The organism is Aeromonas sp. R5-4 (assembly GCF_040908215.1).
In the GTDB taxonomy this organism is placed as follows: domain Bacteria; phylum Pseudomonadota; class Gammaproteobacteria; order Enterobacterales; family Aeromonadaceae; genus Aeromonas; species Aeromonas veronii.
Map to the genome: position 1 here is coordinate 18,272 of NZ_JBFODG010000034.1, position 25,175 is coordinate 43,446.

Here is a 25,175-nt window from a genome sequence, read left to right on the forward strand (position 1 = left end):
GATGCCTTGCGTATAATCCGGCCATAGTATTCCAGAGCGAGAGGGTGAGACGGATGATTCCCCAGCACGATTTTTTGACCTTGACCCGTAGCCATGAGTGGCAGCTTGAGCCCTTTGAATTTGCCCTGCCCGATGGTGCGCGGGTCAGCGTCTGGGATACGGGCGTGCTCTGTCTGGAGCCTGCCAGTGGCACGGACGACCAGCCGGGAGGACGCAAGGATATCGTCCTCTCCTGCGGCATCCACGGCAACGAGACCGCTCCCATCGAGATCTGCAACCAGCTGCTGAGTCGTCTGCTCTCAGGCGAGCTGAGCGCCCGCCATCGGGTGCTGTTCCTGTTTGGCAATCCGGCGGCGATGAATCTGGGGCTGCGGGAGGTGGAGGAGAACATGAACCGGCTCTTCTCCGGAGCACACAGCAAGGGGGAGGGGCTGTGCAATCGGGAGCGGATCCGCGCCATGCGCCTTGAGCAGTATGTGAGCCGCTTCTTTGCCGATCCGGCTCGTCCCCGTTACCACTACGACCTGCACACCGCCATTCGCGGTTCGCGCCACGAGAAGTTTGCCGTCTACCCCTTCCCCCACGAGCGGCCTCACTGCCGCGAGCAGGTGCAGTTCCTCGGCGCCTGCGGGGTGCGTACCATACTGCTCTCCGCCAGCCCGACCACGACCTTCAGCTACTACAGCTCCCGCCAGCATGGTGCCCACGCCTTTACGGTGGAGCTGGGCAAGGTGCGCCCGTTTGGTGAGAACGACATGACCCGCTTTATCGAAACCCGTCAGGCGCTGCAGGAGCTGGTCACTCAGGATGAGGTGGCACTGGAGCCGTGGCGGGCGGATGATTTCACCCTGTTTGCCATCGATCGGGTGATCACCAAAAAATCGGCGGACTTTCGCTTCCTGTTCGCCAGCGATGTCGACAACTTCACCGAATTCCCCCAAGGGTTCGTGCTGGCCGAGGATGGCGAGCTGCGCTACATCGTCGAGAAGCCGCGTGAGGCGGTGGTCTTCCCCAATGCCAATGTGGCGATCGGTCAGCGCACCGTGCTGATGGTGGTGCCGACAAGGCTCTGGGAATAGCGGTGATAGTTTTGCCTGCAGAGTGGTGATGCATCCGCAGGCGGCGCCAAGCCATTGTTTGTTTTAGTCGGCGGCTCAGACACAGCAGCGGTTAGCCGCAGTAATAAAAAACGGGGCCAGTCAGATGACTGGCCCCGTTTTTTATCGGGTTCAAGCGGTGAGGCTTAGCTGTTGTTCTTCACAAACAGGGTCAGCTCCTGACCGGGCTTGAGGTAATCCCCTTTATCCAGCTGATTCCAGCGCATCACATCGTTGATGGCCACCTGGAAGCGAGCCGCGATGGAGGAGATGGAGTCGCCACGGCGAACCTGATACACCATCGATTTGTCGCTCTTCTTCCCTTGCTTGGGATAGACCACCAGCTTCATGCCTGGCTTGAGCGCCGACTTGGCATTCAGACCATTCCACTTGGCGAGCTCTTCGTGGGAGACGCCGTGTGCCTGGCTGATGCTCCACAGGTTGTCACCCGAGCGCACCTTGTAACTGACTTTGGCCTTCTGGCTGCTGCCACGGCTTGCCAGCTGTTGCGGTTTGCTGGCGGAGCTGGCCTTGCTGCTGACCTGACCGTGGGTCGGGATCACCAGTTGCTGACCGCGACGCAGGTTGTTGCTGCGCAGATTGTTGGCCAGCTTCAGCTCGTTCACGCTGACGCCATGATTCTGGGCAATGCGCGACAGGGTATCGCCACTGGTGACCTGATAGGAGCGGGTACGAATACGCTCGCTCTTGGGCAGATCGGCCAGTGCCAGCTCCAGGGTATCGGCATATTCTACCGGTACCAGCAGGCGGTAAGGACCACGGGGCGACATCACACCACGGCTCAGGGCCGGATTGACCTCCTTGAGCTGTGACGTGCGCAGACCTGCCAGTTGGGCGGCCACATTCAGATCGATCTGGCTGCCGGTCTCCACCACTCGCAGCTTCGGTTCGTTGGCGAGCACCGGCAACTGGATATTGTACTTGTCCGCATTGCTGATCATGTCAGCCATGGCGAGGATCTTCGGCACATACATCCGGGTTTCCCGGGGCAGATCGAGCGACCAGTAGTCGGTCGGTTTGCCTGCGCGCTGGTTACGCTGGATGGCGTTGCGCACCCGACCTTCACCGGCATTGTAGGCGGCCAGCGTTTGCAGCCAGTCACCGTCAAAGAAGCGGTTCAGGTACTCCAGATAGTCGAGCGCCGCATTGGTGGAGGCCAGCACATCGCGCCGTCCGTCATACCAGTTGTCGTGGCGCAGACCGAAGTTTTTGCCTGTCGCTGGCACAAACTGCCAGAGTCCGACGGCATTGCTGCGGGATCGGGCATGAGGATCAAACATGCTCTCGATCATCGGGACAGTAATAAGCTCCATTGGCAGCTCACGCCGTTCAATCTCCTCTACCATCAGATAGAGGTAGGGTTCAGCCCGGCTGGCAATGGTCGCCAGATGCTTATCATTGCGCAACAGCCACTCACGTTGCTGGCGGATGCGCGGATTGTCCGGAGTTTCCAGTTGCATATCATCGCTGATACGCACCCACAGATTGTCCGTATCTTCCATTTCGTCCAGCTGTTCATCGCCAAACAGGAAATGGGAAGAGTGTTTTTTATGCGCTTTTTTCTTGACCTGGGGGGACTTGATCGGCTCGATTGCCGTTAGCGCCCGGTCATCCTGATGGCTCAGGTTTTGGCAGCCGCTGAGCAACAGCGCTGCCAATAAGGCCGTTCGTACCTTCATCTCGTTCCGGTCATTTTTAGGAAAAACAGCTCGCATCATAAGGGGCAATGGCCCCCTGATCAAGGTTTGTTCAAAAAACGTCCTTCCACTGACGCAGGATGGTGAAGGTATCTACCGGATTTTCCACGCATTTTAGCTCATGCTTTTCAGCAGAAAATTTCACTGAATCCTGTTCGCAGCGCAGAAAAATGTTGAAAGTGCGTTCGTCACCCAGCCGGGTTGGCAGGCTTGGCAGCCCTTGTTGCCGCAGTTTGCTGATCAGCCCGATCTGGCGGCGGATCGCCGGGTTGTCCGGTTCGACCGCATAGGCAAAACGCAGGTTGGAGAGGGTGTACTCGTGGGCACAATAAATGAGTGTCTCATCGGGCAGGGCGGCGAGTCGTTGCAGCGAGTGGTACATCTGCTCCGGCGTCCCTTCAAACAGGCGGCCACAACCGGCCGAGAAGAGGGTATCGCCACAAAACAGCATGCCGTTACCGTGGTAGGCGATGTGGCCGCGAGTGTGCCCGGGCACATGGATCACCTCGAGGGCGAGGCCGTGCCAGTTGATCTGATCGCCATCTTCCAGCCACTGACCGTGGTGATCCGGCATCGGGTCAAGTTTGGGGCCATAGAGCCGGGCGTGGGGGAAGTGGGCAAGCAGGTCGGTGACACCCCCGACATGGTCGTGATGGTGATGGGTCAGCAGGATGGCATCGAGCACCAGACCCAATGCCTCGAGCCGCTCCAGCACGGGTGCGGCATCGCCCGGATCGACCACCAGGCAGTGATTTTCGTGGCGGATCAACCAGATGTAGTTGTCATTAAAGGCTGGAACTGTGATCACTGGATACATGAGTCTGCTTCTCTTTAGGGAGGGTATCTTATATAACAGGATGGCGTTCGAAACCCCGAGTTGAGCCCTATTATGCAGGTGGCACGTACCGAACAACAAATCGAGATCCCGACCAGCTGGTCTGCATTGCCTATGGGTGACTGGGTGGCGGCCGAGATCCAGGATCGGCTCGACAACTGGTGCCCCAATCTGTTTGGGTATCATCTGCTGAAAATTGGCGCTCTGAGCGCTGAACTCTCCTGCAAACGCTCCTCCATTCGTCACCAGATCGGGGTTGCCCCCGGCGGGCGGCTGCTCGACATGTATGGCGACCCCCTCGATCTACCGGTACGGACCGGCAGCGTCGATGCCTGCCTGCTGGCTCACTGTCTCGATTTCTCTGCCGATCCCCATCAGGTGTTGCGCGAAGCCGAAAGGGTGCTGACCGACGATGGCTGGCTGATCATCAGTGGCTATAACCCCATGAGTCTGGTCGGGATCGGTCACTGTGTGCCGTTCTTGCGGCGCAGAATGCCCTGGTCGGCACGGATGTTCACCCCGGGGCGGGTGACGGACTGGCTGCATCTGCTAGGATGTGAGGTGATGTTCGACGAGCGCTTTGGTTACTCGTTTATGGGGAAACAGAGCTGGCACAGTTGGTGGCGGGAGAGTATCGGACGGGATTATTGCAGGGCGTTTGCATCGGTATACGTGATTGCGGCACGTAAACGGCGCTTTCCACTGATCCCGGTGAGGCGGCGCTGGCAATTGCCAAAGTCCCTCGCCACACCGGGAATGGCCCGTCAGGGCTGGTAGCCGGTATCCTCGGCCAGATCCTTGCCGCAGGCGGCCTCTCTGGCCAGCTCGTCGCACCGTTCGTTCTCCGGGTGGCCGGAGTGACCCTTCACCCAGAGCCACTCAATCTGGTGGCGACCCACTTCCGCATCCAGCTCCTTCCAGAGATCGACGTTCTTGACCGGTTGCCGGTTGGCGGTCATCCACCCTTTCTTCTTCCAGCCGATGATCCACTGGGTGATCCCCTGGCGGACATACTGGCTGTCGGTAGTGAGGCGCACCTTGCACGGTTCGTTGAGGGTGCGCAGCCCCATGATGGCGGCCATCAGCTCCATCCGGTTATTGGTGGTCAACTTGAATCCGGCGGAAATCTCTTTGCGGTGCTTGCCGTAGACCATCACGGCCCCGTAACCGCCCGGGCCCGGATTGCCGAGGCAGGAGCCGTCGGTATAGACATCAATCTGTTTTAACATGAGCAATCAATCTGTTTTAACATGAGGCTTGGGGTAAACTAGCGAGTAAGTAAAGCCGAAGTTTGACATAGATTGGATCATGAACACACCCCAACTGAATCGCCAGATCATTCTGGATACTGAAACCACAGGTATGAATACGGCGGGCGGCCCTGTCTATCTGGGGCACCGCATTATCGAAATCGGCTGTGTGGAGGTGATCAACCGCAAGCTGACCGGTAACCACTATCACGTCTATATCAAGCCTGATCGTCTGGTCGACCCGGAAGCGATCCAGGTGCACGGTATCACCGACGAGTTTCTGCGTGACAAACCGTCGTTCAGCCAGATCGCCGACGAGTTCCTCGAGTTCATTCGCGGCGCCGAACTGATCGCTCACAACGCACCGTTTGACGTGAGCTTCATGGACTACGAGTTCAGCAAGCTCGGACTCAACTTCAAGACGGCGGATATCTGCACCATCACAGATACCCTGGCGATGGCGCGGGATCTCTTCCCCGGCAAGCGCAACAACCTGGATGTGCTGTGCGATCGTTACGGTATCGACAACTCCCACCGTACCCTGCACGGGGCTCTGCTCGATGCGGAGATCCTGGCGGACGTCTACCTGCTGATGACCGGCGGCCAGACCAAACTCAATCTGGCCACCGAGAGCAACGAAAACGAAAACAATCAGGACACCAGCATTCGCCGGTTGGAGAGCAACCGACCCGCCCTCAAGGTGGTGCGTGCCAGCACCGAGGTTCAGGCCCTGCACGAGGCGAGACTGGATCTGGTACAGAAGAAGGGAGGAAGTTGTCTGTGGCGGCAATGAGCAAGTGGTGTGCCGGTCTGCTGCTGTTGCTCTCGCTGGGGGCGACGGCGACCGAAGTGTTTGCTCCCTCCGACATCCCGCTGCTGGATAACCGCTTTCGCATCGATTATGGGGTTAAGGAGATAACCTTCATCATCAAGCGCAAGCCGGGCACCCCGTCCGTGATCCTGGTTCGCCCCGATGGCAGCAAGCTTTACGTGGGCAAGGTCAAACCCGCAGATGTGGGTTGGCTGGCGTTGCCGGAGCATGATCTCATTACCCTGCGCAATCCCATGCCGGGCCCCTGGCAGGCGATTGGCGATGTGGATCCCGATAACCGGGTGCGCATTCTCTCCGATATCCGGCTCGATATCGCCGCCCTGCCGATGCAGCTCTATCAGGGAGAGGTGGTCAAGCTCAAGGCGTGGTTGCTGATCAATGGCCAGCCGCCGAAAGATAAATACTATCTCTCTGATCTTGGCATGACCGTCAAGCTGCAATCGTTCAGCGATGCCGATAAGAAAGAGGTCGTGCTGGATCAAGTACTTGGCCACTATCGCGATGATGGCAAGGGGCTAGATGAGGTACCGGGCGATGGCATCATGACGGCGGAAGTGACGCTGCAGGATATTCCCGGTGGCAAGTACCGCGCCATGTTCAGCACGGGCAATCAGGTGTTTGTCCGTGCCCGTTATCAGGATGTGCTGCTTTACCCCTATCCGTTCAGCTATAACTTGTCGCCGCCTTCGGATGAGCTGGGTGCCAAGCTCTCACTGCTAATCGACCGTGATGAGCTGGATCCCGCTTCCGTGGTTGTCAAGGGGAGTGTGACCAGCAATGTGGGCGGCCTCTACGAGTTCAGCGAGACCGCCAGCGATCCCAAGCTTGATATCGATCTCTCCAACATCAAGGAGGTCGGTCAGCATGAGGTGAAAGCAACCCTCTATGGCACCACTCGCCTCGGCCGTGAGCTGAAAATCGAGTTGCCGGTGAAAACCTTCAATGTCTTTCCGCCACCGCCGCCTCCTGTAGAGGTGGTGTCGGCCGCCGCACCGGCCTCCAGTGCCGAGGCGACCCATGAAGCTCCGGCAGAGGAGGAAATGGGCTGGCTGATCTGGGCATTGGCGGGTGGTGGTGTGCTGCTGGCGGTATTGGGTGGGGTCGGGTTTGTGGTGATACAAAAACGGCGTGCCCTGAAGCGTGCTCTGGCCGCTGCGCAGGCCGAGAACCAGCAAGCCGGACAACCTGCTGCCAAGCTGGATCTCAATCTGCCAGAGCAGTAACCCTCGTACTTCTCGCTCTGAAGTGACGTGATGCCAGATATAGAAAACCGCCCTGATAAGCAGGGCGGTTTTTTTTAGTTCATAAACAGAACATGCTGGCTATCAGTGTTCGCCGATATAGACATCCTTGTTCTGCTCGCGGATCTCGAGGAACTTGTCCAGATTGGCCATCATCAGCTCGACCAGCTGGGGGTCGAAATGCTGCCCCTTCTCCTCTTCAATCAGGGTCAGCACCTTGTCCAGCGGCCACGCCTTCTTGTAGCAGCGATCCGAACCCAGGGCATCGAACACGTCAGCCAGCGCCACAATCCGCCCCTCCAGCGGAATATCCGTCCCTTTCAGACCGCGGGGATAGCCACTGCCATTCCATTTCTCATGGTGATTGCCAGCGATGGTGGCACCAATCTGAAACAGCGCCAGATCGCTGCCGGAGAGCATATCCTGCCCGAGCTGGGCGTGGGTTTTCATGATCTCCCACTCTTCCGGTGTCAGCTTGCCCGGCTTGTGCAAGATGGCATCGGGAATTCCCACCTTGCCAATGTCATGGAGCGGCGAGGCACGTTTCACCAGCTCGCTCTGCTCTTCGCTCATGCCCATCAGGTGGCAGAACTGTTCTGTATAGAGCGCGACCCGCTTGACGTGCAGCCCTGACTCTTTGGAACGGGTTTCGACCAGTTCGCCGATGCGATAGATGATCTCCCGCTGGTTGTCGGCGATCACCTCATTGAGCCGGATATTCTCCAGCGCCACTATGATGTTTTCGGTAAACAGGGTCAGCAGACTGGTATCGATCTGGCTGAGCTGGCGGGTGGTCTCGATGTGGAACAGCAGGTGGTGGCGCGGATTCTGGCAGTAGAGCACCATCTGGGTGGCGTTATAGACGTTGCTGCGCTTGCTCATAGCCTGGCGCAGGATCTCCGGCGCTTCTGTAAGGAGCATGGCGGGATGGCCGGGGAGCAGGGGCTCCAATACTTGATCCTTCACCTCATAGGCGTATTGCTTGACGTCGTATATCTGGGTTTCCCCCAGATGGAGCAGGGCGCTGAGCTGCTCCTGGGCGCCTTCGACAAACTGGCGCAAGGCCCGTTTCTCAAAGATCCCCTTGGAGGCTTCGATGACTTTTTCCAGCCCCTGACGGTTACTCTCCAGGGTGCGGATATCCCGATATGAGCGCAGGCTGGCCCGCAGCAGGGTGCGCAGCTTCTGGGAGGTGAGCTCGGTTTTATCCTTATAGTCGTTGATGTCGTAGTTGGTGACCACGTCATCTTCCGGCGCCTGGCCGGGCTGGCCGGTACGCAGCACGATACGTACCATCTTGTTTTGCAGGTCTTCACGGACGTATTTGACGACATCTAGGCCGGCGTGGTCGACCTCCATCACCACGTCCAGCAGCAACAGAGCAACGTCCGGGGTGGTGGCCAGCAACTCTTTGGCCTGTGCCGCGGAATAGGCATGCAGAAAATCGATGGGGCGATTGTCAAACTCGAATTTGTTCAAGGTGATTTTGGTGATGCGATGCACTTCAGGCTCATCGTCAACAATCATCACCTTCCAGCCCGCTTGCTGTGCGTCGGGGAGGGAGAGATCGTCATCATCAATAATCAGGATCTGGTCATCCATCATACAATCCTGTTTGGCATCCTGTGCTTACATTAACTGCTTCACTAAGGATAGGAAACTTATTGGGAAATAAAATTTGATCTCGAAAAACTATGGTCGAAATAAGCAAATGGAACCCTTTGTGACTGTGGCGTTGTCCGGCTGCTTTCTTTGCCCAATCATGGAGCTAGCGTGCATAAAGCCTATGTCTGGATTGGGGTGTGTATGCCAGTGGTTGGGGATGTTTGAATCCAGCTTGTAGCTATTAGACGAGAAGTAATCTTATTTGATAGTAATTCCTATTTGCGTGTAGCATGGGCGACACACTCAACGAGGAGCCCCATCGTGTCCCCATCTCTGCCTCCCAATCGCCCCCGTCTGCTGACTGTCAAAGCCATTACCCAGATCACCCCCCATTTGCGTCGCATCACCTTTGGTGGCAGCGAGTTGGCTGACTATCCCTTTACCTGTGGTGGGGCCCATATCAAGGTGATGCTGGCCCAGCCCCATCAGGTAGAGCCGGTGCTGCCTGCCATGACCCCGAGCGGCCCGCGCTGGAGTGACCCGGCTGACAAGCCGGTGATCCGCACCTACACCATCCGTGCGTTTCGCCGTGATGAGCAGGAAATTGATATCGACTTCGTGCTGCACGGTGACGGTGGGCCCGCCAGCGCCTTTGCTACCCATGCCAAGCCGGGGGATAAGGTAATCCTCTCCGGGCCGGGTGGTCCCAACCCCATGCTGCAACCGGCCGATCACTACTGTCTGGTAGGGGATCTCACCGCCTTGCCCGCCATCATGGCGATGTGTGAGGTGATGCCTGCCGATGCCAGAGGGGAAATTGCGATTCTGGTGCCGGATCAGGCCGATGCTCAGCCGTTGACGCTGCCGGTCGGGGTTCGCTGTCACTGGTTTGTCGGCGAGCCCGAGTCCAGCGGCCTGCTGGATCATGTGATTGCTCTGCCGCTGGTGCGCGATGGTGGCTTCTTCTGGCTGGGTGGGGAAGAGGCGCTGGTGCTGCCGCTGCGCCGCCATTTTCGGTCTGTGCTCGAGGTGGATCGCCAGTCGCTCTACGCCGTGCCGTACTGGCGCCGGGGCAAGAGTGAAGAGGCCTATCACCAGACCCGTCACGATGTGATGGATAATTAAGCGGATGCGAAAGAATACCTGATTCACGCTTGCAAATAAAAATGATTTGCATTTAGTATTGCGCCGTCCCGATGTCAGTCGGTACGGCGCTTTTGTTATTGATGGCTGCGAGTGGCATAGCACAATGCAGGGCCTGCCGTAATGCACTGATGTTCGGGGTGATGGGGCATGGACGACTGTTCATGCCAATGAACTCCATCACTTTGCACCGGGTCTGGCGAGGTCAGACAGGGATGTCGGTGGTGTTGGCCCTGATTGTTTTATGTGGAGTGTTGATGATGCGTACATCATCCCGACGATTTGCAGTGCATCCGCTGGTGTTATCCCTTTTTGCCCTGCCAGTTCTGGCCCAAGGGACTGCGCCTGTCACCGCTCATGAAACTATGGTGGTGACGGCGAGTAAAACCCGGCACAGCGAGCTGACCGCCCCGGCCAGCGTCTCTGTGGTGACTCGGGCCGAGCTCGACAAGCTCAATGTCAATGATCTGACCGGCGCTCTGAAACAGTTGCCGGGGGTCAATATCAGCCCTGCTACCAGCTACGGCCGCAGCGAGATCAAGTTGCGCGGGCTGGAGGGGGATTACACCCTGTTGCTGGTCAATGGCCGGCGTATCAGCTCCCGCGATGCTCTTACCTCCGGTTATGGCAATGATTTCGATCTCTCCGCCATCCCCATGGCGGCCATCGAGCGTATCGAAGTGATCCGTGGCCCCATCTCCTCCCTCTACGGTGCCGATGCGCTGGGTGGGGTGGTCAATGTCATCTTGCGCCAACCCGGGGAGAAGACTGAAGCGGCGGCCACCTATACCTTCAGTGACCCCACCGACGGTCACGGAGGGGATATCAACAAGGCGAGCGCCTATGTGGGCGGGGCGCTGATCGACAACAAGCTGCTGGCCAACCTGGTGGTGGAAGGGAACCACAGGGATGCCTGGCAGAGCGAGCAGAGCATCAACCCCAAGGCCGATGCCATCGAGCAGCGTGAAAAGCTGGGGATCCTCTCCAACGTCAAATGGTTGATCGATGATCGTCAGGATCTGGATGTAGGGATGAACTACGCCAAAGACGATCGCGAGGCCCACTGGAACAACTACGGCCAGACGCCGCGCAACATCCAGCAGATGGAACGACTGGGACTCAACGCCACCCACGTCGGCCGTTGGGATCAGTTCGACAGCCGGGTCGGCTATGCCTTCGAGCAGGTTGACCTGTTTGACGACTCCGAACTGATGACGGCGCTGAGCAAGACCAGCGGCGATGTGAGCCAGACCAACCACACCTTCGATGGCCAGCTGAGCGGTAATCTGGGCAGCCACCTGCTGACCAGCGGTGCCGAGTACCGCATCACCGAACTCAAGCATAACGTCAACCTCAAGGGGGGGGATGTCAGCGTCAACCAGAGCGCGCTCTATCTGCAGGATGAGTTTGGCTTTGGCGATCTGGCGTTGACCCTGAGTGGCCGGGTCGATCACCACGAGACCTATGGCACCGAGTTCAGCCCCCGTGGTTATGCCCTCTACAGCCTGACGGACAACTGGGTGGTCAAGGGCGGGATTGGCAAGGCGTTCAAGGCGCCGACTATTGCCCAGTCCAACCCGGATTATGCGGTAACCGCCTGTCGCGGTCGCTGCGCCGTGGTGGGCAACCCGGATCTGAAACCGGAAACCGCCGTCAGCTACGAGCTGGGCACCGCCTATGATGGTTCGTTCTGGGGCGCCGGGGTTACCGCCTTCCACAACGATATCAAGGACAAGATCCAGAGCGAGGCATGGACCTCCACCTGGCGTCCGGCGGTGATGACCTATCAGAACGTCAGCAAGGCCCGCATCAAGGGGGTGGAGCTGAGTGGTTGGTTTGATATTACCGATGCCCTGACCCTCTCCAGCAACGTCACCCTGATCGACGGGGAAGACAAGACCAGCGGGAAGGATCTCTATCGGACGCCGGAGCATACCGCCAACGCCAAGCTGGAGTGGCAGGTCATCGAGAGCCTGAGTACCCAGCTCGGCTGGAACTACACCGGCAGCCAGATCCTTCCGGTTCCGCGCATGAGCGGCACCACCTATGAGACCACCGCCGCATTCCACACCCTGGATGTCGGGGCAGTCTGGAACGCCACTTGGGCACTGGATCTGAAGTTCGGACTCAACAACCTGACCAATACCAAGCGTGACTGGGTTGCCACCGAGGCCGATCAAATTCTCGACGGGCGTACTGTCTATGCTGGTGTGGCCTACAAGCTGTAACGGTTGAACGGGAGCCCGCATTGGCGGGCTTCCGTTGTTGCCACGGTATCACCTCGGGTGACGGCTTTTATTTCAATTACATGTATGTCAACAACATGCGCATTGCCACCATAAGGAGTTAAAGGGTGTTTAGAGACCAGACCTCGCTGTTCTGGCTGGGATTGTTCCTCCTGTTCATACTGCTTTCTCTTTCGCTCGCCACCGGTGCGGGCGTCTATGGTGCCCGCGAGATACTCGGCTACCTGATGGGGGATGCCCGCTGGGCTGGCGACGAGAAGCTCGCCATGGTGCTCAATACCTTGCGACTGCCGCGCACCCTCTGCGCCATGGTGGTCGGCGCCTCTTTATCTCTGGCGGCCTCCTTGTTGCAGAGCGCGACCCGCAATCCGCTGGCGGAGCCCGGTCTGCTCGGGGTCAACGCCGGGGCCGTCTTTGCGCTGGTGGTGGGGCTCACCTGGTTCGGGGTGGAGTCCGCCTACGGCTATCTGCTCTGGGCCGGACTCGGCGCGCTGCTGGGTAACGTGATTGTACTGGGGCTCGGCCTGATGATTGGCCGCTCCAACCCCCTCAAGCTGATTCTGGTCGGGGTGGCGCTCTCCGCCACCTTCGGCGGTTTCTCCAGCTTTTTGCTGCTCTCCAACAAGATGGTGCTGGAGCAGTACCGCTTCTGGAACCTCGGCTCCCTGTCGGCGGCCAATCTCGATGCCATCATTGCCGTACTGCCCTTCGTGCTGGCGGCGTTTGTCATCACCTTGCTGCTCTGTCGCCAGCTGACCCTGATGCAGATGGGGGACAGTCAGGCCCAGGCGCTGGGGATCCGCCCAAACCGGGTGCGAATTGGCGTGCTGCTGGCCGCCACCCTGTTTACCGCTAGTGCTATCGCCATCGCCGGCCCCATCGGTTTTGTCGGCTTTCTGGCCGCCTACTGTGGCCGACTGGTAGAGCCGGTGAAGCTGTCGGTGCAGGTCTGTTTCTCCGCCCTGTTCGGCATGCTGTTTCTGCTGTTGGCCGACATTCTGGCGCGCTGGTTGATCCAGCCGTTCGAGTTGCCAAACGGGGTTATTCTGGCCCTGATCGGTGCACCTGTGCTGATCGCTATTGTCCACCGCGGGGGCTTTCGTACCCTGCTGACCGTCAAGTGAGGGGCTGATGCATACACCTACCGATATGCTCTGCCTGCGGGCCGGCAACCGCTCTGTGCTGATCCATCTGCCCAGCTGGCGCTGGCTGGCACTGCTGGCCGTGGCGTTGCTGGCGCTTGCTCTGCTGGCCCTGAGCGTTGGCGGCGGCAAGCTCGGCTTTGCCGGGGTGGTCAACACCCTGCTGGGGGAGGGGACGCGGCTTGAGCAGCTCACCCTGTTCAAGATCCGGCTGCCGCGTATCCTTGGGGTGGTGGTGGCGGGGGCGGCCATGGGGCTCTCCGGCTGTCTGGTGCAGACTCTGGTTCGCAACCGGCTGGCCACACCCGACATGGTGGGGGTCAACAACGGTGCCTCTCTGGCCATCATCGTCTTCTCCCTCTACCTGACCGTGGGCAGCTGGCCTTGGTGGGCAGCCCCCATCGGCGCCATCTTCGCGGCGCTGGTGCTCTATGCCCTCTGCCGCAAACCGGGCGAGCAGGGCTATCTGTTCGTGGTGATCGGCATCGGCCTCTCCGAGCTGTTCGAGGCGCTCGGCCAGTTCGTGATGTCCACCCAGGCCCTCCTGCACCTGAGCTCCCTCTATCTGTGGAATATGGGCAGCTTTATCGCCGTGGGTTACAGCACTATCACCCCGATTGCCATCCTGTTGCTGGTGCTCTGCCCGTGGATCGTCTATCTCTCCCGCTCGCTGGCGGTGCTGCGCTTTGGCCCCGAGATGGCCAGAGGGCTTGGCGTCAACGGCGATCGGGTACAACTGGGCATTCTGGCGCAGGCCATTCTGGTGGCGGCGCTCGGCACCGCCATCGGCGGGCCCGTGGTCTTTATCGCCATGGCGGCCCCCATTCTTGCCTCCTGGCTGGTGAAAGACCGGGTAGTGCCGCTCTGGCTGGCGGCACTCAGCGGCGCCTTGCTGCTGCTTGCCAGCGATACCCTGGTCCGGGTGCTGGCCAGCCCTCACGAGGTGGCGACCGGCATCATGACCCGTATTCTCGGCGGCCTGTTGCTGCTGTTTCTTCTCGTTAACGATCGCCAGAGGGCTGACTGATGACGCTCACCGTAAATCGCCTCCATTTCGCCTATCAGCAGACCCCCATTTTGCGGGACATCTCTTTCAGCGTGCCGAGGGGCAAGCTGGTGGGGATCGTCGGCCCCAACGGTTGCGGCAAATCGACCCTGCTCAAGCTGCTATCCGGCCAGATGAAAGCCCAACGCGGCGAGATCCTGCTCAAGGGCAAGCCGCTTTCCAGTTACCCCATGAAGGGGCTGGCGCGGGAGCTCGCCTATCTGCCCCAGCGGCCGACCCTGCCTGCCGGCATTCTGGTGGAGCAGCTGGTGCAGTATGGCCGTCACCCCCATCAGGGCTGGTTCAATCAGTGGGGCGAAGAGGATGCCCGTATGGTGCGCAGCGCCTGCGAGCGAATGCAGCTTGAAAGCATCTGGCAGCAGAGCGCCGCGTCCCTCTCCGGCGGGCAGGCGCAGCGGGCGTGGCTTGCGATGATCCTGGCGCAGGACAGCGACATGGTGCTGCTCGACGAGCCCACCAGTGCCCTCGATATCGGTCACCAGACCGAGGTGATGGAGGCGATCCATCGCATCACCGCCGAGGGCAAAACCGTGCTGCTGGTGATCCACGATCTGGCGATGGCGTCCCGCTACTGTGACGAGCTGATCGCCATCGGCGAGGGGACCATTGCTGCCATTGGCCCGGCCCGGGAGGTGGTGACCAAGGATCTAATCGACCGGCTCTACCAGACCAGTGTTGACATTCTGCATGCCCCCGGCGATGGGGCGCCCATTATCGTGCCCCGTCGCCACGAACATGGCCGCACCCTGCGTTCGGCGAGTTGAGTCATATGGGCCTGCTCTGTGGGCCCACCGAGTGTATTCACGCGGCCGATTATCCGGGCCGTGCAACGAGAAGGAGTGAGATGATGAAGCGTTTTGCAGTCCTGGCAGCAGCCATCCTGATGCTGGCCGCGCCGCTGGTTCAGGCGCAGGAGATGCGTGAAGTGACCGATGCGTTTGGCCAGAAGGTGCAGGTGCCAGTCCAGCCAACGCGGGTGGTGGTGCTGAGCGAGCTCGAACTCGACAGCACCCTGACCCTGGGGCTGACCCCCATCGGCGCCGTCAATGGCCGTGGCCAACCTACCTTGCCCCGCTATTTGCTTAACAAGGCGGGCATGGGTATCCAGGTGATCGGCGATCTCGACAGCCCCAATCTGGAGTCGCTGATTGCGCTGGAGCCCGACCTTATCCTGACCGGCCAGACCCGTCCCGAGCTGTTGACCTTGCTGGGGGAGATCGCGCCGACCGTGGTGACCAGCAAGTGGGGTGAGCCGTGGCAGGATAGCTTCCGCCGTACCGCCCACACCCTCAACCGTGACCAGCAAGGGGATACTTTCTTGCTGCAGTATGCCGAGCGGCTGACTCAGGCTCGCAGCAAGCTGGCCAAGCATCAGGGGGAGAGCATCAGCATCGTGCGCTGGAACCCCAAGGGGCCGAGCTTTATGTATCAGGGCACCTTTGCCAGCAGCGTAGTGGAGTCGATGGGGCTGGTACGCCCAAGCAAGCAGCAGGGTACTGGCGCACCCCACTCACCGGCGCTGAGTCTGGAGTCCCTCAACTTGCTGGATGCTGACTGGCTGGTGGTCGGCACTCTGAGCGCCAGCGGTGATGCGGTGGATGCCATGCGTCAGGCGGAGCAGACCCCGGCGTTCCAGCAGTTGCCGGTGATCAAGGCCAAGCGCTTTGGCGCCGTGGACGGGTCGCTTTGGACCTCCAGCGGCGGCCCGCAGGCGGCCCTCAAGGTGATCGAGGATGTGGAGCAGTTGCTGGCAACCCGCAGCTGAGTGCCACTGCACACTAGCGGTTAACCAATAGAAGAGGGAGGCTGATGCCTCCCTCTTGCGTTGTCACTGTCTATCGTGACCTTTTCGGCGAGCCAGAGCCGTTTATTGCGGCTGGATGGCTGTTACTGTGAGCTTGCCGCTCTGGCTTTCGGCATGAAAGTGGATGGCATCCCCCACCTTGAGCCCTTTGAGCTGGGCCGGATCTGCCACTCGAAAGACCATGGTCATGGCGGGCATCTTGAGATTCTCGATCGCCTCGTGCTTGATGCCGACTTTGCCGCTCCCCTCATCGAGGCGGGTAATGACCCCCTTGGTCATCACCATTGCGGCCTGTTCGTTCATCTCACCCGTCTGGCTCATCTCGTGCCCTTCATGGTGCATCATCTCTTCGGCTTGCAGGTTGGTCTGGGTGGCAAGGCCAAGCAGCAATGTCAGGGTCAGCGTCTTGTAGTTCATGATGGTTTCCTTATCGTTCAGTCAATATGGATCGTGAAATCGGGTTATTCGGATTGCGGGTTCGCGCTCTTGCCAAGGCTGCGACTGCGCCACAGGTAATAGGCCGCTGGCAGCACCAAGAGGGTCAGCACCAGCGCGCTCACCATGCCGCCGATCATGGGGGCGGCGATGCGCTGCATCACTTCCGATCCGGTACCGTGGCTCCACATGATGGGCAAGAGGCCGGCGATAATGGTGACCACCGTCATCATCTTGGGGCGCAGGCGCAGGGCGGCGCCGTGGATCACCGCCCGGTGCAGCCCCGCCTTGTCCGGCTTGCCGCTGGCAACGAGGTCATCCCAGGCGTGGTTGAGGTAGACCAGCATCAAGACGCCGGTTTCCACCGCCACCCCCGCCAGAGCGATAAAGCCCACCCCGACCGCCACCGAGAGGTTGAAGTCGAGCAGCCAGAGGGTCCAGATCCCCCCCACCACCGCCAGCGGCAAGGTGATGAGAATAAGCAGCACCTCCTGAACGCGGCGAAACGCCAGATAGAGCAGCAGCACGATAATGGCGACCGTGAGCGGCACCACGTAGGTGAGGCGCGCCTTGGCCCGTTCCATGTACTCGTATTGGCCAGACCAGGTGAGGGCGTAGCCCGCCGGCAGCACCAGCTGTTTGCCGACTTGTGCCTTGGCTTCATCGACGAAGGAGCCGATATCGCGGCCGCGAATGTCGACGTAGACCCAGCCGTTGAGCCGCGCGTTTTCACTGCGCAGCATGGGGGCCTCGTCGCTGATGTAGACCCGTGCCACATCCGCCAGCGCTATACGCGCACCGCTCGGCGTCACCACCGGCAACAGCTCGAGGCTCGCCACCGAATCGCGATAGCTCTGGGGGTAGCGCAGGTTGATGGGATAGCGCTCGCGCCCCTCGATGGTCTGGCCCACCTCCATGCCGCCCACCGCGGTGGCGAGCACCGCCTGCACGTCGGCGATGTTGAGGCCGTAGCGGGCTGCTTTGAGCCGGTCGATATCCACCTTCACATAGCGGCCACCGGCCACCCGCTCGGCGTAGACCGATGAGGCGCCCTCCACCTTGCCAACGATCTGTTCGAGCTGTTGGCCGAGTTGCTGGATCACCTTGAGATCCGGCCCCGCTATCTTGATGCCGACCGGGGTCTTGATGCCGGTAGCCAGCATGTCGATGCGGGTTTTGATGGGGGGCACCCAGGCGTTGGTGAGGCCGGGGAAGCGGATGAGGGAGTCGAGCTCCTCCTTGAGCTTCTCCGGGGTCATGCCGGGGCGCCACTGATCGCGGGGCTTGAGCTGGATGCTGGTCTCCATCATCACCAGGTCGGCGGGGTCGGTGGCGGTTTCGGCACGCCCCGCCTTGCCGAACACGTTCTGCACTTCGGGCACGGTGCGAATGAGTTTATCGGTCTGCTGCAAAATCTCCCGCGCCTTGCCCACCGAGATATTGGCCGCTGTGGTGGGCATATACATGATGTCCCCCTCATCGAGCGGCGGTATGAACTCGGAGCCCAGATACTTGAGCGGCCAGAAGCCCGCCACCGTCACCACGGCGGCGATGGCCAGGGTGGTTTTCGGGCGCGCCAGCACGGCCTTGAGCAGCGGCACATAGCCCTGACTCAGCCAGCGGTTGAGCGGATTGGCCTGCTCCGCCAGCACCTTGCCACGGATGAAGTAGCCCATGATCACTGGCACCAGCGTGATGGCGAGCCCGGCCGCGGCCGCCATGGCGTAGGTCTTGGTGAAGGCGAGGGGGTGGAACATCCGCCCCTCCTGCGCCTCCAGCGCAAACACCGGCAGGAAGCTGATGGTGATGATCAGCAGGGAGAAGAAGATGGCAGGCCCCACTTCGATGCTCGCCTCGGTGATGATGCGCCAGCGGTTCTTGTCGGTGAGCGCCTCCCGCTCCATGTGTTTGTGGACGTTCTCGATCATCACGATGGCGCCATCCACCATGGCGCCGATGGCGATGGCGATGCCCCCGAGCGACATGATGTTGGCGTTGATCCCCTGCAGGTGCATCACGATAAAGGCCACCAGAATGGCGATGGGCAGGGTAATGACCACCACCAGTGACGAGCGCAGGTGGAACAGGAAGGCGAGGCAGACCAGCACCACCACGGCGAACTCCTCCAGCAGCTTGCCGGAGAGGTTGTCGATAGCGCGCTGGATAAGGTCGGAGCGATCATAGACGGTGACGATCTCTACTCCTTCCGGCAAGCTACTCTTGAGCTCCGCCAGCCGTGCCTTGACTCCGTCTATGGTGTGCTGGGCATTCTCGCCATAGCGCATCACTATGATGCCGCCCACCACTTCCCCTTCGCCGTTGAGCTCGGCGATGCCGCGCCGCATCTGGGGGCCGGTGACCACATCTGCTACATCCCCCAGCAGCAGCGGGGCGCCGCGCACATTGGTGCCGAGCGGGATCTGCTTCAGATCCTCGACGCTCTTGAGATAGCCGTTGGAGCGCACCATGTACTCCGCTTCCGCCATCTCGATGACGGAAGCGCCTGTCTCCTGATTGCCCTGTTTGATGGCAGTCTCGATAAGGGAGAGCGGAATGCCGTAGGCGCGCAGCTTGTCCGGATCGACCCGCACCTGATACTGGCGCTCCATGCCACCGACTGTAGCGACCTCGGAGACCCCCTCAACCGTCTGCAACTCGTACTTGAGGAACCAGTTTTGCAGCGAGGTGAGCTGGCTGAGGTCATGCTTGCCGGTTTTGTCTACCAACGCGTACTGATAGACCCAGCCCACCCCGGTGGCATCGGGGCCGAGCTGGGGGCGGGCGGAGGCGGGCAGATTGGGCGCGACTTGGCTCAAATACTCCAGCACCCGGGCGCGGGCCCAGTAGAGGTCGGTGTTGTCGTCAAACAGCACATAGACGAAGGAGTCGCCGAAGAAGGAGTAGCCGCGCACCGTGGTGGCCCCCGGCACCGCCAGCATGGCGGTGGTGAGCGGGTAGGTGACCTGATCTTCCACCACCTGGGGCGCCTGGCCCGGATAGGAGGTCTTGATGATCACCTGCACATCGGAGAGATCCGGCAGGGCATCCACCGGGGTTTGCTTGACCGACCAGAGCCCCCAGGCGGTAAGCATGAGGGTCAATAGCAGCACCAGAAAGCGGTTGCCCACCGACCAGCGAATAATCGAGGGGATCATGGTTGGGCTCCCATATTGTGCTGGCTATGGTCCATGCCTTCCATCTCATCCGCTGAGGGTTTGGCTGAGTCGCCGATAGCGGGCGCTTGCTCCTGATGGATGGTAGTGATGCGGTACTCATCCCCCTCCTGCATCACTTGCAGGTGCAGGGTCTGCCCCTCGACCAGCTTGCTGATGTCGACCCCGTCGGCGACGGTGAACTCCATCTCCATGGCGGGCCACTGCCACTCGGGGATGGGCTGGTGGGAGACCATCAGGGTACGGTTGGCCAGATCGATGCTTTCAACCTCGCCCTGGGTCCACACCTGAGCGGGGCGCACCGCCGTCATGCGCTGGAAGTCCGAATCGATGGCTGACTCGGAGTCGAGCAGGAACTGGGCAGAGCTGACGATGTTATCCCCAGCCTCTACCCCCGCCTTGATGGCGACCTTGTCGCCAAACTGGGGGCCGAGGGTGACGGCCACCGACTTGAAGTTGCCATCCCCCAGTGCCAGCACCAGCCGATCCTGACTGCCAGTGCGGATCACCGCTTCGCTCGGTACCACCAGCTGGGGTTCCCCCTGCCCGGTGCGAATGCTCACCTTGGCAAACATATTGGGTTTCAAAAACTCGTCCGGGTTGTCAAAGCGCAGTCGCACCTTGAGGGTGCGGGTAGCTGCGTCCAGTGTCGGGTAGAGGTAATCCACCTTACCTTGCCAACTGCGACCGGGGGCATAGTCGAGAGTCATGGTGACCGGATCCCCCACTTTCAGCTGGGCGGCTTGACGCTCGAACACCTCGGCACTGACCCACACCTGCTTGAGGGTACTGATGTTAAAGAGCGCCGCAGCGGGCTCCACATACTGGCCCTCGCGCACCTTGAGCTCGGAGACATAACCGCTGCTGGGGGCGTAAATGCTGATGGTTTCGCGCACCTGACGGGTGCGCTTGAGGGCTGAGATTTGATCTGCCGGTACCTGCAGGGACTTGAGCTTGCCCTCGGCGGCGCGCAGCAGCAGGGGGTTGGCCGTGTTGAGGGCCAGCAGGTACTCGTGCTGGGCGTTGACCAGATCAGGGGCGTAGATCTCGTAGAGCAGGGAGCCTTTGGCCACCTTCTGTCCCTCGCTCTTGATGGCGAGGGTGCGGATCCAGCCCGCCATGCGGGCGTTGACCGCCTCCAGCCGATCTTCGTCATAACCGACGTAGCCCACCGTCTCGATCTGCTGGTGGATAGGCAGCTTCTCCACCTTGGCAAGTCGCACCCCCAGGTTCTGCTGGATCTCGGGGCTGATGGTGACTGTGCCCGGTGAGCCGTTTTTTTGTTCCTCATAGACGGGGATAAAGTCCATCCCCATGTTGTCTTTGGCAGGGGCATCGCGCTTGTCGCGGGGATCCATGGGGTTGACCCAGTAAAGGGGCATCTTCTCTTTGGCGCTTGCGCCATCGGAGGTCTGTTTGGCGGCCCAGTAGCCGCCACCGGCGCCAAGGGCGAGCAGCAGGGCCGACATCAGGATGGTCTTGTTCATGACTGGCCTCCGGCGCGGGTCTGCATGCAGAAAGTGCAGGAGGATAAGGCGCCCGCGAAGGCAGCAACCTTGGACGGTGAAAAGTGGGCTGGTGACATAATACGTCTTCTCTTGTGCAGGCCGCCGGTCGGGAGATGGACAAGGCATCACCCAAGGGATTGGCGGCAAACGGGGCGCAGCTGTATCAGCGCGCACGGCTCCCTGTGAGCGGACCGGTTTGGCCGGGGCACAGGGTCAGGCAAGGCGGCAGAGAACGGGCAAGTTAAAGCTTGCCTGTGCCGCAAGAGAAGGACTTTCTAGTGGCGTAACACCGACAGCATCAGATGTCGGCGCGGCCAGGAGGGAGGGTGAGTACCGCGGGAGCGCAGGAAGGGATCCCGCAACCAGTTATCAAGCAGTGACGCTGCGACGTTGTTGCCAAGTAGCAAGGGAAAGAGCAGCAGAGCGACCAGTACCCCAAGCAGAGTCATCGCGCCGAAGGAGGGGGCATTGATGCCTGTCTGCATCTGGCACTCATCGCCCATGGCTGACCCCTCGTCTCCCTGATGGCAGGAGAGGGGCATGACATCGCCCGGGTGATCCATAACGGGCATTGCATGAGAGATATCGCCATCCGCCATCGCCATGGATGAATCGAACATCACCATCGATTGGGCGCTGCTTGGGGTCGGCTCGGAGGAGAGGGGAGAACCATGCCAGCTGATGCAGAGGGTCAGATTGCAGACGAGCAGCAGCGCCAGCAATAGCCGGGCCAGAGCAACATAGGGCAATCTTGCAGCAAGCTGGGTGAGTGACAATCCGGGCATCCTTAGGGAGCAGATGGCGGGACTGTAAACCTTGCCACGAGGTGAAGGTCAATGGCGCCGGTGATGTGATAGAGGTGCTGTGTTGGGGGGAGGATATTTAAGCAATGCTTAACCATTGCGTATGCCCAACCCTAATGAAGCATGCCCCTCATCCCGTTAGGATGCCCCTGTCAGTTACCACGATGGCGTGATGGTTCACTCTTTTGCTCCGGCATAAATGACTGCGGCAGGAGTACTTGCCGACCTTATCCATCCCGTGACGCCATGAGCGAGCAGTATAAAGCCGCAGGTCTCCCGGATGCTGACAATCAAAGAGTCAAACCGTGTTTTTGAGCAGCACACCTTGCCGGGTGCTCACCATGTTCACTATTCAGGAGTATTGAAATGCAGCCACGACTGCTGTCGCTGATGCTTGCCGCTTTGCTGAGTCCATCAGCCATGGCTGGCGGCCTTGCCCTCTACGAGACCAGCACTGCCAACAGTGCGCTGGCCAACGCAGGGTCTGCCGCCCGTGCCCAAGGGGCAGATACTATCGCAAGCAACCCGGCCGGTATGACCAAACTGGAAGGTACCCAGTTGCAGGTCAATGGCGGTGTGGTATACGGCGACCTTGAGCTGGATCTGGACAACGGCGGTAACAACGGTGGAAATGCCCTGCAGACCGCGCCGCTCGGCAGTCTCTATCTGACTCATGCCATCGACGATCAATGGGTCGCAGGTCTCGGTGTCTTTGGCAGTCACGGTCTGGGTATCGATTATGGCGATGGCTGGGATGGTCGTGGTTATACCCAGTCGGCCAAGCTGACCGGCATCGCCTTTGCTCCGAGTCTGGCGTACCGCATTGACTCAAATTGGTCGGTGGGAGCCAGCCTGATCGCCATGAATGGTTCGCTGGAAGCCTCTGTGGATCTGACGTCCGGGATGGGGGAAGGGCGGGAATTCTCCAATAGCGACTGGGCGTATGGCGCCTCCTTCGGGGTACTTTACGAGCTCGCTCAGCACTCCCGTATCGGCCTGAGCTACTTCTCCGAACTGAAGTGGGAGCTGGAAGATCAGCTCTTCCCACGTGCTGATGTGGCAGGTCTAGGGGTCGAGATCATGATTCCGCAGACCATTACGCTAAGTGGCTATCACCAGCTCAACGACCAGTGGGCCTTGCTGGCCAGTGCCAACTGGCAGCAGTGGTCCCGTTTTGGCGATATCGGTGTGGCATCTGCCATGGGCAGCCAAACCATTGATATGAATTACAAGGATACATGGCATGCCAGCCTGGGGGCACAGGTTGATGTCACCCCTGCACTGCGTTTGAGCAGCGGAATAGGCTATGACAGTAGTGCAGTGAGTGATGAGTACCGTACTGTGATGCTTCCGGTGGGTTCTGGTTGGCGCTGGGGTCTGGGGGCCAGTTATCAGTTGAGCCCAGCCACCAAGGTGGAAGCCAGCTATACCCTGGCCTGGCTGGGTGATATGCCGGTGGATCAGGACGGGATCGGTCGCCCGCACTTGTCCGGTAGCTACAACAACAGCTACCTGAACTTCTTCAACATCGGTGTGCAACACCAGTTCTGAGTTGTGAGCCTTGCAAGCCTTCACTGGTTGGGGGCTTCTCCATCCTAGCCGTCGCGCCGATCCGGCGCGTTATTAGCTGGGTGGATCGTGAGGTCCACTTGTTTGCTCATCCGTTACTCAAGGAACAACATCAAATGTCATCACAATCAACCTCTGCGTTAGCGCGGTGGCTTTGGCGCCTGACGTTTATATTGGTCACGGTCGCTCTGGTTGTCTTCTTCTCGAAAGGTGCCCACATCGATCCAATTGAGGCGACCAGGTTCAACCATGCTTTGCCAGCCATCATGGTACTGCTTGATTCCGAGATCTTTATGGGGGTGATTACTGTGATCACTCTCTATGTGGTCCTCTATCTGGTCTATCTGCTGTGGCAACTGCATGAGATCGCTGTGCATCGTGCCAAGGTGTCTGAGTCGGTGCATATCACCCTGGTGTTTGCGCTCTCCTTGTGCGGACTGTTTATCGACAAGACCTGGTGGGTGCTTGCCGTCATCATCGCCTTTGCCCGTTGGGATGTGCTGAGCGAGCGGATGAGCCTTATTATCGGCCATGGTATTCGACGTGGCCGTCATGAGGGGGAGGCATCATGAAAGAGATCCTGCTGCCCTATATCCTGATCGTCTGGTTGCTGGTCAAGCTGAACATATTGCCTTGGAACCTAAAAACGGGTTTTTGGAGTACCGCAATTGGCGCGTTATTGGCGCTTGGTTTGTTGACTACCTCTCGCCATTTGGCTCCGGTTGATTTTACCGATTCGGCGACGGTCAAGGCACCTCATGCGGTGTTGGGACCCTTACTAGGCATCAACCAGTTTCATCAGATAGATCAGATTTATGTTGCGCATAATCAGCGCGTTGCGCGTGGTCAGCCCATTTATAGTCTTGCGGACTGGGAGAGTAACGGTAAGTCTCAGGCGTTGAGCTATCAGATTGACGCCCAGCATGCCCAGGTGGCGTCAGAGGTAAGCCAGCAGCGAGCGATCCAGTCACGACTGAACCTCAATCACAAGGAATTGGCTCGGCTGACCCAGTTGGGTAACTTTGCCAGTATTCAGAGCCGTGACCAGCTGCAGACCCAAATTGATGGCGATCTGGCGCAACTGAGTGCCAGTGAAGCGAAGGTTCAGGCGATTGAAGCTCAGGTGTTGAATCTGGAGACAGAGCTGGCCTTGCAGGAGCGACGGAATGAAGAGAAGGTGATCAGGGCTCCGTTTGATGGTCAGGTCTCGATAGTCAATATTGTCAGCGGTTCCCGTACCGGCAACATGCACCTATACGACACTTCTCGCAAGTTTCTGGAGTTTCGCATTCCGGATCAGAGTTTTCGCAACATAGCACCAGGCCAGTTTGCCGAGTTTTATGTAGATGCCTATCCCGGGCGCATCTTTCGGGCACGGGTGCACTCAGTACTTACTGGTACGGGGGAGGCCCAGATGAGTGTTGCGCAGGGGGATCAGGATGTACGGCAGCATGTGGGCAACAACATGTCGAGCCATGGCCGGACAGTGGTACTCGACATGCTGGTGCCGGACGGTGTGGACCTGCCAATTGGGGCAACCGGCTCAGCCTGGATTTCGGCACATAAACCCCATCCGCTGCTTGGCTTTATCGACATCATCGGTGCGGCTACCGTGCGTCTCAAGGCGATGAAGGCCTATCTGTTTGCGATGTAACGGACTGACATAAAAAAGCCCCTCCGTGAGGGAGGGGCTTGGTGAGCGAGACTG

General features: G+C 59.7%; 21 protein-coding genes. 13 read left to right on the forward strand and 8 right to left on the reverse strand.

Annotated elements, in window-relative coordinates:
* The first annotated feature begins 53 nt into the window (after positions 1-53).
* Positions 54-1,079 (forward strand): succinylglutamate desuccinylase, encoded by a 1,026-nt coding sequence (astE, locus tag AB5Y83_RS18630; protein WP_368175736.1) that lies wholly within the window; start codon positions 54-56, stop codon positions 1,077-1,079.
* A 164-nt stretch (positions 1,080-1,243) separates the two neighbouring features.
* On the opposite strand, the gene AB5Y83_RS18635 is transcribed toward astE, so the two are convergent.
* Positions 1,244-2,797 carry a LysM peptidoglycan-binding domain-containing protein gene (locus AB5Y83_RS18635; RefSeq protein ID WP_368175737.1) on the reverse strand — a complete coding sequence of 518 codons (1,554 nt, stop codon included), beginning with the start codon at positions 2,795-2,797 and terminating at the stop codon, positions 1,244-1,246.
* Positions 2,798-2,867: 70 nt separating this feature from the next.
* Entirely contained in the window at positions 2,868-3,632 is a 765-nt protein-coding gene (gloB, locus tag AB5Y83_RS18640) for a hydroxyacylglutathione hydrolase (protein ID WP_201948199.1), read from the reverse strand.
* A gap of 72 nt (positions 3,633-3,704) precedes the next feature.
* Here gloB and AB5Y83_RS18645 point away from each other — a divergent pair, with 72 nt between their 5' ends.
* A complete protein-coding gene (locus tag AB5Y83_RS18645) occupies positions 3,705-4,427 on the forward strand; it encodes a methyltransferase domain-containing protein (RefSeq protein ID WP_005361718.1) in 723 nt (240 codons plus the stop codon).
* Here AB5Y83_RS18645 and rnhA read toward each other — a convergent pair.
* Positions 4,415-4,879: a ribonuclease HI gene (gene rnhA / locus AB5Y83_RS18650; protein ID WP_005353268.1), complete on the reverse strand. Its 465-nt coding sequence runs from the start codon at positions 4,877-4,879 to the stop codon at positions 4,415-4,417. The genes AB5Y83_RS18645 and rnhA overlap by 13 nt on opposite strands.
* Before the next feature lie 79 nt (positions 4,880-4,958).
* On the opposite strand from rnhA, the gene dnaQ reads away from it, so the two are divergent.
* Together dnaQ and AB5Y83_RS18660 are read left to right on the forward strand one after the other, a co-directional pair.
* The gene (dnaQ, locus tag AB5Y83_RS18655; RefSeq protein WP_021231229.1) at positions 4,959-5,693 is read left to right on the forward strand and encodes a DNA polymerase III subunit epsilon; all 735 of its coding nucleotides are present in this window, start codon (positions 4,959-4,961) and stop codon (positions 5,691-5,693) included.
* Positions 5,690-6,955 (forward strand): TIGR03503 family protein, encoded by a 1,266-nt coding sequence (locus tag AB5Y83_RS18660; RefSeq protein ID WP_181221661.1) that lies wholly within the window; start codon positions 5,690-5,692, stop codon positions 6,953-6,955. The genes dnaQ and AB5Y83_RS18660 overlap by 4 nt, the downstream gene beginning before the upstream one ends.
* 102 nt (positions 6,956-7,057) lie before the next feature.
* On the opposite strand, the gene AB5Y83_RS18665 is transcribed toward AB5Y83_RS18660, so the two are convergent.
* Entirely contained in the window at positions 7,058-8,575 is a 1,518-nt protein-coding gene (locus AB5Y83_RS18665) for an HD domain-containing phosphohydrolase (RefSeq protein ID WP_021231227.1), read from the reverse strand.
* Between the two features lie 324 nt (positions 8,576-8,899).
* On the opposite strand from AB5Y83_RS18665, the gene AB5Y83_RS18670 reads away from it, so the two are divergent.
* The 6 genes from AB5Y83_RS18670 (at position 8,900) to AB5Y83_RS18695 (ending at position 15,940) form a co-directional block, all read left to right on the forward strand.
* The gene (locus AB5Y83_RS18670) at positions 8,900-9,703 is read left to right on the forward strand and encodes a siderophore-interacting protein (RefSeq protein ID WP_005337809.1); all 804 of its coding nucleotides are present in this window, start codon (positions 8,900-8,902) and stop codon (positions 9,701-9,703) included.
* A gap of 278 nt (positions 9,704-9,981) precedes the next feature.
* The gene (locus AB5Y83_RS18675) at positions 9,982-11,949 is read left to right on the forward strand and encodes a TonB-dependent receptor (protein WP_368175838.1); all 1,968 of its coding nucleotides are present in this window, start codon (positions 9,982-9,984) and stop codon (positions 11,947-11,949) included.
* 125 nt (positions 11,950-12,074) lie between these two features.
* Positions 12,075-13,091 (forward strand): FecCD family ABC transporter permease, encoded by a 1,017-nt coding sequence (locus tag AB5Y83_RS18680; RefSeq protein WP_368175738.1) that lies wholly within the window; start codon positions 12,075-12,077, stop codon positions 13,089-13,091.
* A 7-nt stretch (positions 13,092-13,098) separates the two neighbouring features.
* Positions 13,099-14,136: a FecCD family ABC transporter permease gene (locus tag AB5Y83_RS18685; protein ID WP_368175739.1), complete on the forward strand. Its 1,038-nt coding sequence runs from the start codon at positions 13,099-13,101 to the stop codon at positions 14,134-14,136.
* On the forward strand, positions 14,136-14,939 hold the full coding sequence (locus tag AB5Y83_RS18690; protein ID WP_368175740.1) for an ABC transporter ATP-binding protein: 804 nt from the start codon (positions 14,136-14,138) through the stop codon (positions 14,937-14,939). The genes AB5Y83_RS18685 and AB5Y83_RS18690 overlap by 1 nt, the downstream gene beginning before the upstream one ends.
* Positions 14,940-15,022: 83 nt before the next feature.
* On the forward strand, positions 15,023-15,940 hold the full coding sequence (locus tag AB5Y83_RS18695) for an ABC transporter substrate-binding protein (RefSeq protein ID WP_368175839.1): 918 nt from the start codon (positions 15,023-15,025) through the stop codon (positions 15,938-15,940).
* Between the two features lie 102 nt (positions 15,941-16,042).
* Here AB5Y83_RS18695 and AB5Y83_RS18700 read toward each other — a convergent pair whose 3' ends face one another.
* From AB5Y83_RS18700 to AB5Y83_RS18715, 4 genes are all read right to left on the reverse strand, one after another.
* A complete protein-coding gene (locus AB5Y83_RS18700; RefSeq protein WP_139433515.1) occupies positions 16,043-16,396 on the reverse strand; it encodes a copper-binding protein in 354 nt (117 codons plus the stop codon).
* Between the two features lie 44 nt (positions 16,397-16,440).
* Positions 16,441-19,569, reverse strand: a complete 3,129-nt coding sequence (locus AB5Y83_RS18705) for an efflux RND transporter permease subunit (protein WP_368175741.1) — start codon at positions 19,567-19,569, stop codon at positions 16,441-16,443.
* On the reverse strand, positions 19,566-21,074 hold the full coding sequence (locus AB5Y83_RS18710) for an efflux RND transporter periplasmic adaptor subunit (protein ID WP_368175742.1): 1,509 nt from the start codon (positions 21,072-21,074) through the stop codon (positions 19,566-19,568). The genes AB5Y83_RS18705 and AB5Y83_RS18710 overlap by 4 nt, the downstream gene beginning before the upstream one ends.
* Positions 21,075-21,370: 296 nt before the next feature.
* A complete protein-coding gene (locus tag AB5Y83_RS18715) occupies positions 21,371-21,871 on the reverse strand; it encodes a hypothetical protein (RefSeq protein WP_368175743.1) in 501 nt (166 codons plus the stop codon).
* 393 nt (positions 21,872-22,264) lie between these two features.
* On the opposite strand from AB5Y83_RS18715, the gene AB5Y83_RS18720 reads away from it, so the two are divergent.
* The 3 genes from AB5Y83_RS18720 (at position 22,265) to AB5Y83_RS18730 (ending at position 25,121) form a co-directional block, all read left to right on the forward strand.
* Positions 22,265-23,449 (forward strand): OmpP1/FadL family transporter, encoded by a 1,185-nt coding sequence (locus AB5Y83_RS18720; protein ID WP_368175744.1) that lies wholly within the window; start codon positions 22,265-22,267, stop codon positions 23,447-23,449.
* 284 nt (positions 23,450-23,733) lie between these two features.
* Entirely contained in the window at positions 23,734-24,039 is a 306-nt protein-coding gene (locus tag AB5Y83_RS18725) for a hypothetical protein (RefSeq protein WP_021231217.1), read from the forward strand.
* Complete coding sequence (locus AB5Y83_RS18730; RefSeq protein ID WP_368175745.1) at positions 24,036-25,121, forward strand: HlyD family secretion protein; 1,086 nt, start codon at positions 24,036-24,038, stop codon at positions 25,119-25,121. Before AB5Y83_RS18725 ends, AB5Y83_RS18730 begins: the two co-directional genes overlap by 4 nt.
* The last annotated feature ends 54 nt before the right edge of the window (positions 25,122-25,175 follow it).

Bases quoted from the DNA above. Each gene is read 5' to 3' on its own strand.
- AB5Y83_RS18685 (WP_368175739.1), top strand. From the start codon at position 13,099: ATGCATACACCTACCGATATGCTCTGCCTGCGGGCCGGCAACCGCTCT.
- AB5Y83_RS18665 (WP_021231227.1), bottom strand. From the start codon at position 8,575: ATGGATGACCAGATCCTGATTATTGATGATGACGATCTCTCCCTCCCC.
- AB5Y83_RS18705 (WP_368175741.1), bottom strand. From the start codon at position 19,569: ATGATCCCCTCGATTATTCGCTGGTCGGTGGGCAACCGCTTTCTGGTG.
- AB5Y83_RS18700 (WP_139433515.1), bottom strand. From the start codon at position 16,396: ATGAACTACAAGACGCTGACCCTGACATTGCTGCTTGGCCTTGCCACC.
- AB5Y83_RS18710 (WP_368175742.1), bottom strand. From the start codon at position 21,074: ATGAACAAGACCATCCTGATGTCGGCCCTGCTGCTCGCCCTTGGCGCC.
- AB5Y83_RS18675 (WP_368175838.1), top strand. From the start codon at position 9,982: ATGCGTACATCATCCCGACGATTTGCAGTGCATCCGCTGGTGTTATCC.
- AB5Y83_RS18725 (WP_021231217.1), top strand. From the start codon at position 23,734: ATGGTACTGCTTGATTCCGAGATCTTTATGGGGGTGATTACTGTGATC.
- astE (WP_368175736.1), top strand. From the start codon at position 54: ATGATTCCCCAGCACGATTTTTTGACCTTGACCCGTAGCCATGAGTGG.
- gloB (WP_201948199.1), bottom strand. From the start codon at position 3,632: ATGTATCCAGTGATCACAGTTCCAGCCTTTAATGACAACTACATCTGG.
- rnhA (WP_005353268.1), bottom strand. From the start codon at position 4,879: ATGTTAAAACAGATTGATGTCTATACCGACGGCTCCTGCCTCGGCAAT.
- AB5Y83_RS18720 (WP_368175744.1), top strand. From the start codon at position 22,265: ATGCAGCCACGACTGCTGTCGCTGATGCTTGCCGCTTTGCTGAGTCCA.
- AB5Y83_RS18690 (WP_368175740.1), top strand. From the start codon at position 14,136: ATGACGCTCACCGTAAATCGCCTCCATTTCGCCTATCAGCAGACCCCC.
- dnaQ (WP_021231229.1), top strand. From the start codon at position 4,959: ATGAACACACCCCAACTGAATCGCCAGATCATTCTGGATACTGAAACC.
- AB5Y83_RS18730 (WP_368175745.1), top strand. From the start codon at position 24,036: ATGAAAGAGATCCTGCTGCCCTATATCCTGATCGTCTGGTTGCTGGTC.
- AB5Y83_RS18635 (WP_368175737.1), bottom strand. From the start codon at position 2,797: ATGAAGGTACGAACGGCCTTATTGGCAGCGCTGTTGCTCAGCGGCTGC.
- AB5Y83_RS18660 (WP_181221661.1), top strand. From the start codon at position 5,690: ATGAGCAAGTGGTGTGCCGGTCTGCTGCTGTTGCTCTCGCTGGGGGCG.
- AB5Y83_RS18695 (WP_368175839.1), top strand. From the start codon at position 15,023: ATGAAGCGTTTTGCAGTCCTGGCAGCAGCCATCCTGATGCTGGCCGCG.
- AB5Y83_RS18645 (WP_005361718.1), top strand. From the start codon at position 3,705: ATGCAGGTGGCACGTACCGAACAACAAATCGAGATCCCGACCAGCTGG.